Source organism: Saccharopolyspora sp., from assembly GCF_017434145.1.
Taxonomy (GTDB): domain Bacteria; phylum Actinomycetota; class Actinomycetes; order Mycobacteriales; family Pseudonocardiaceae; genus Saccharopolyspora_C; species Saccharopolyspora_C galaxeae.
In genome coordinates this window covers 25,746-31,808 of sequence record NZ_JAFRFW010000147.1, presented here as the reverse complement: position 1 = coordinate 31,808, position 6,063 = coordinate 25,746, and the positions used below count along the sequence as shown (strand labels likewise).

At 68.9% G+C, this 6,063-nt stretch carries 5 protein-coding genes; 4 read left to right on the top strand and 1 reads right to left on the bottom strand.

The annotated features are described in order from the left end of the window. Positions 1-296 precede the first annotated feature (296 nt). From IJH84_RS04225 to IJH84_RS04210, 4 genes are all read left to right on the top strand, one after another. Positions 297-1,760, top strand: a complete 1,464-nt coding sequence (locus tag IJH84_RS04225) for an aldehyde dehydrogenase (protein ID WP_295140403.1) — start codon at positions 297-299, stop codon at positions 1,758-1,760. An 81-nt stretch (positions 1,761-1,841) separates the two neighbouring features. Next, entirely contained in the window at positions 1,842-2,519 is a 678-nt protein-coding gene (locus tag IJH84_RS04220; protein WP_295140400.1) for an EthD domain-containing protein, read from the top strand. Between the two features lie 65 nt (positions 2,520-2,584). Next, a complete protein-coding gene (locus IJH84_RS04215) occupies positions 2,585-4,198 on the top strand; it encodes an NAD(P)/FAD-dependent oxidoreductase (protein WP_295140397.1) in 1,614 nt (537 codons plus the stop codon). Positions 4,199-4,238: 40 nt separating this feature from the next. Beyond that, complete coding sequence (locus tag IJH84_RS04210) at positions 4,239-5,174, top strand: alpha/beta hydrolase (RefSeq protein ID WP_295140394.1); 936 nt, start codon at positions 4,239-4,241, stop codon at positions 5,172-5,174. Between the two features lie 51 nt (positions 5,175-5,225). Here IJH84_RS04210 and IJH84_RS04205 read toward each other — a convergent pair whose 3' ends face one another. Beyond that, entirely contained in the window at positions 5,226-5,888 is a 663-nt protein-coding gene (locus IJH84_RS04205; protein ID WP_200069555.1) for a M15 family metallopeptidase, read from the bottom strand. Positions 5,889-6,063 lie beyond the last annotated feature (175 nt).

Below are 6,063 nucleotides of genomic sequence, written 5' to 3'. Positions count from 1 at the left end.
GCGCGCGGTCGGCCACCACGCGCGCGACGCCGATGAGCTGCGGGAACTGCTGGACATGCTGGGGTTGGACCCGCAGGAGGGGCGCGGTAGACCTGCGGACCCGGCTTCCGCGGCGTGAGCCCGCCGGGTCCGCCCGCAGGCCCGGAGTGGCATCACGCTCCGTATTGATGAGCATGAATATAAGGGAATTCATTGACTGCGGGGATGTCCCGCCGCCAAGGTGACTGTGTCGCCGGTCACCGCGGATCGCGCGCTCCGGCCGACGCCGTTGCCCGGTGGTGGGACAGGAGGCCCGGATGAGCAGCAGCGCCGCGCTCGGCGGTACCGCGCTGAAGAGCTACTCGCAGGTGTTCGTCGGTGGCCGGTGGGTCGAACCCGGCGGCACCGGCCGGTTGGAAGTCGTCTCGCCCAGCACCGAGGAAGTGCTGGCCACGGTTCCGGAAATCACCGAGTCCGATGTGGACGCTGCGGTGTCCGCGGCACGCACGGCGTTCGATCACGGGCCGTGGCCGCGGATGACGCCTGCCGAGCGCGGCGAGGCGCTGGCGCGGGTGGGGCGCGAGGTCGCCGCCCGCTACGACGACATGGTCGCCGCCTTCACCGCCGAGATCGGCGCGCCGCTCGCGGTGAGCCGCGCTTTCCACCACAACGCGCTGCAGATGTGGGACGACGTGTCCACATTGCACACCCGTTTCGGCTTCGAGGAGGATCGGGACTGGAACGGCGGGCGGGGCAAGCTGGTGCACGAACCGGTCGGCGTGGTCGCCAGCGTCATCCCGTGGAACGGTCCCGTCGCAACCGCCTCGCTCAAGATCGGCCCGGCGCTCGCGGCCGGCTGCACGGTGGTGCTGAAACCCGCCCCGGAAGGCCCGCTGAGCACGCTGTTGCTCGCCGAGGCGCTGGAAGCGGCCGGGCTTCCGGAAGGTGTGATCAGCGTGCTCCCCGCCGGGCGCGAAGCCGGTGAGCACCTGGTGACCCACCCGGGCGTGGACAAGGTCGCCTTCACCGGCAGCACCGCGGCCGGACGTCGCATCATGAGCCTGTGCGGCGAGCGGGTCACCCGCGTTTCGCTGGAACTGGGCGGGAAATCCGCGGGCATCATCGCCGACGACATCCCGGTGGAACAGGTGCTGCCCTCGCTGCTGCCCGCCGGGGTCGGGCACTCGGGGCAGGTCTGTGCGGCGCTGACCCGGATCCTCGTCCCTCGTGCGCGCCAACAGGAATTGCTGGACGCGATGGTTCCCGCGCTGGAAGGCATGGCGATCGGCGACCCGACGGACGACGGAACCGCGCTCGGTCCGTTGGCGGCCGAACGGCAGCGGGATCGGGTGGAGGACTACATCCGCATCGGCCGCGCGGAAGGCGCGCGGCTGGTCACCGGGGGTGGCCGTCCGCCCGGTCTGGACAAGGGCTTCTACGTGCAGCCGACCGTGTTCGCAGACGTGCGCAACGACATGCGCATCGCGCGCGAGGAGATCTTCGGGCCGGTTCTGTGCGTGCTGCCGTTCGACGACATCGACGAAGCGGTCGACATCGCCAACGACTCCGACTACGGGCTCTCCGGCGCGGTTTACGCGGCCGACGGCGAGCTCGCCGAAAGCGTGGCACGGCGGGTGCGCACCGGCCAGATCTCCATCAACGGCTGGGAAATGTGCGTCGTGCAGCCCTTCGGCGGGTTCAAGCAGTCCGGAATCGGCCGCGAAGGCAACGTTGAGGGCTTGCGCGCCTACCTGGAACCGAAGCTCATCCAATACGCCTGATCCGCCGCAGCACGCCCGATCCGCGCATGAGCAGCGGAATCCGACGACGCGCGCTCGCGCGATTCCACAGGGGAGCGAACTGTGATCAAAACGATGGCACTGCTGACCAAGCGGCCGGACCTGTCGCTGGCCGAGTTCGACGCGCACTGGCACCGCCCACACGGCGACCCGCTCACCCTGGCGATCTCGATCGTCCGGCACGCGGTGCAGAACTCCCGGCTGGCAGCGGCCGACGACCTCATCGACGCGCCGTACCACGGGATTCCCGAGGTGTGGCTGGACGATCCGGGATCCGCGCTGGCGTTGCAGGACGATCCGGCCTACGCCGAGGCGGATGCGGACCAGGTGCACTTCATGGACATCCCGAAGCTGCGCTTCCTGATCACCGCCGAGTCCGCGGTGGACGGTTCGGACGGTCCCGGCGAGGCCACCGGTGTGAAGCTGGTCCGGCTGCTGCGCGCGGACGAAGGGCTGTCGGGCGACGATTTCGACCGGCGATTCGCCGACTCCGCGGACCGCGACCGCGGGCGTGCGGTCGGGGCGCTGCGGCACGTCCGTTCCCGGAGCATTCCGGAGTCCTATGTGGATGGTGCGCGACCGGAGTTCGACGCGGCGCGCGAGTTGTGGTTCTCGGATCTGGAAGCGCTGCGCGCGGCACCGGAAAAGGACGCAGACGGCTGGCGGGAGCTGATCACGCCGAGTTGTGCGGACTCGGCCAGGTCAGTGACATTCATCGCTGCCGAACGACGGCTGCGTTAGATTTTTAGTTGCGGCTCCCAACTAATCCGGCTCCTTCGGTCAACAGCGTGGACGGGTGACATGCGATGACGAACTCCCCTTCGACCGCTCCGGAACTCCTCGACGCCGTCGTGGTGGGCGCCGGATTCTCCGGGCTGTACATGCTCCACAAGCTGCGCGCGCAGGGGCTGTCGGTACGGGTCCTGGAAGCCGGCTCCGACGTGGGCGGGACGTGGTACTGGAACCGCTATCCCGGCGCCCGCTGCGACGTGGAGAGCGTGGACTACTCCTACTCGTGGGACGAACAGCTGCAGCAGGAATGGGAGTGGACCGAGCGTTACCCGGCGCAACCGGAGATCCAGCGCTACCTCGCGCACGTCGCCGACCGGTTCGACCTGCGCCGCGACATCTCCTTCGACACGCGCGTGACCGCGGCGCACTACGACGAGGACACCGCGCGGTGGACGGTGCACCGCGAAGGTCGAGACCCGTTGGTCAGCCGGTTCTGCATCAGGGACACCGGTTGTCTGTCGGTACCGCAAACCCCGCGCCTGCCCGGTTTGGCGGACTTCCGCGGTCCGGTGCACCACACCGGGACGTGGCCGGAGTCCGGTGTGGACTTCTCCGGTCAGCGGGTCGGTGTCGTCGGTACCGGTTCCTCCGGGATCCAAGCCATCCCGGTGCTCGCCGAGCAGGCTCGGCATCTGACCGTTTTCCAGCGCACACCCAATTTCTCCGTCCCAGCGATGAACGGCCCGCTGGATGCCGAAACGCTGCGCCAGGTCAAGGCGACCTACCCGGAACGCCGCCGCAAGGCTCGCGCCAGTCCGTCCGGTGTGGACCGCGGGGACACCGAGCAGAACGCGGTCGACGTGGACGAGCACGAGCGCAGGCAGGAGTTCGAGAACCGCTGGGGCAAGGGCGGATTCAGCCTGCTCGGTGCCTATGCCGACCTGATGCTGGACCAGCGCGCCAACGACGCGGTCGCCGGGTTCGTCCGCGACAAGATCCGCGAGGTGGTCGACGACCCGGACACCGCAGAACGCCTGCTACCGCGTGATCACCCGCTGGGCGCGAAACGGATCTGCGTGGACACCGGCTACTTCGAGACCTACAACAGGGACGACGTGAGCCTGGTCGACCTGCTCGAAAGTCCACTGGAGACGGTGACCGCCGATGGCGTGCGCGCGGGCGGCACCGAACACGAGCTGGACGCGCTGGTGCTGGCCACCGGGTTCGACGCGATGACCGGTGCGCTCAACCGGATCGACGTGCGCGGCAGGCGAGGGCAGCAACTCGCGCGGCGCTGGGACGCGGGCCCGCGCACCTACCTCGGGCTCGGGGTCGCGGGATTCCCGAACATGTTCATCCTGGCCGGGCCGGGCAGCCCGTCGGTGCTGACGAACATGGTCACCTCCATCGAGCAGCACGTGGAGTGGACCGCCCGCTGCATCGAGTACTTGGACACCAACGGCTACCGCACCATCGAGGCCGAGGCGGAAGCCGAGCGCGAGTGGGTCGCGCACGTCAACGAGATGGCCGCGGAGACCTTGTTCCCGCGGGCGAACTCCTGGTACCTGGGTGCGAACGTTCCCGGCAAACAACGGGTTTTCATGCCCTACGTCGGTGGTCTGACGCTGTACGAGCAGAAGTGCGAGGAAGTCGCGGCCGCGGGCTACAGCGGCTTCGTCGTCAAATAGCCACCAACGCACATCCGAACGGACAAGGGGAAGCGACAACATGGCGCTGGACAAGGCGACGGCGGATTTCCTGGCCCAAATGGCCGAAACCGGTGCTGCACCGATGCACACCCTTCAGCCGCAGGAGGCGCGGGAGATGTCCGCGGCGATGACGGACCTCAGCGGTCCCGGACCGCAACTGCACGAGGTTCGCGACACCGCGGTCTTCGCCGCGGACGGCGCGAAGATCGCGGTGCGCGTCCTGCGACCGGCCGAACGCAGTCGCGGTGTGCTGGTGTACCTGCACGGAGGCGGTTGGGTCATCGGGTCGGTCGACCAGTTCGACACCCTCGGTCGCGTGCTGGCGCAGCGGACCGGGTGCACGGTCGTGCTGGTGGAATACCGGCTGGCGCCGGAGCACCGGTACCCGGTTGCGGTCGACGATGCTTGGGCGGCGCTGCGCTGGAGCGCGCAGCACGTGGCGGAAGTGACCGGTGGCGCGGGCGGTCCGCTCGTCGTGGCCGGAGACAGCGCGGGCGGCAACCTGGCGGCGGTGCTGGCCAACCGGGCGAAAACCGCCGGAGACCCCCAGATCGCCGCACAGGTCTTGGTTTACCCGGTCACCGATGCGGACCTGGACAACGCTTCCTACACCGATCCGGACAACCAGCTCATGCTCACCCGGGACACGATGGTCTGGTTCTGGGACCACTACGTGCCGGACATCGCGGCGCGCGCCGAGCCGGACGCTTCGCCGCTGCGGTGCGCGGATCTGGCGGGCTCGCCTCCAGCGATCGTGCTCACCGCCGAGCACGACGTGCTGCGCGACGAAGGTGAGGCGTACGCGGAAAAGCTCCGCGCGGCGGGCGTTGCGGTGCAGTTGCGCCGGTTCTCCGGGCAGATGCACGGCTTCTTCCAGTTCGTCGGCTTCCTGCCCGGGGGCACGACGGCCATCGACTACGTGACCGAGCAGCTCGAACCGCACTTGAACAAGTAGTTCCCCCGCCGGTCCGCGAGTCCTATCCGGAGGATCGAGGCGGAAAGCCGGTCACTCCAGCTCGAAGTGCTGGTAGTCCTTGGGATCGTGCCACGAGCCGCCCCAAGTCCAGCCCCTGTCGGTGAACACCCGCACGGCCGGGTCGCCTGCGTGGAACATCCCGGGATCGCGCCGGGTTCGGTCCAGGTACGGCCCGGCCGTCGCCGGCTGCACCAGTCCGTCCGAGCTCACGTACGGGTTGATGAGCGTGTTGATGTCCACCGCACGGCCGTAGGCGTGGTTGGACCAGTTGCCGCTGCCGCTGATCTCGCGGCAGTTGAACGCGGACGTGTTGTTGTCCCGCATGGACAGTTCATCGTCAGCGCCCGGGTAGTGCTCGGGCGTGCGCATCCGCTCGATGGGGAACCGCATCCGGTGCAGCTCCCGGAACGCGTCGATGGTCGGCCCGACCCGGTCCTGGTGCACCACGAGCTCTCCGATGTGGTCGCGGCCGTCCATGCCGACGTGCGTGAGCGTCAGCAGCCGCAACTGTTCCGGCGGCACGGGGCACCCGGGCCGCCAGCTCGGTCCCAGCCGCTGCGCGGTCACTTCCCCCACGCCGGCGGTGAAAGCCGGTTCCGGAGGCGGCGGCTGCGTGCCGCATTGGACGGTCATCGCCGCGACCGCCAGCGCGATGGCGCAGTCCCGGACGGAACTCCGGCGCAACCTTCCCATCACAGCTCCAAGAACCGGCTGTACGCGTCCCAGGTCCCAGTGTGCGCGCCCCAATTCGGTCTCGCGACGCTCGCTGGTGTGATGAGCGGGGGAATTTTCGCCGGACACACCCGTTGCGTGTTGCGAGTGGACAGTCCCGGAGCGACGATCTGCCGATGCGGAAAGCGGATCGCTG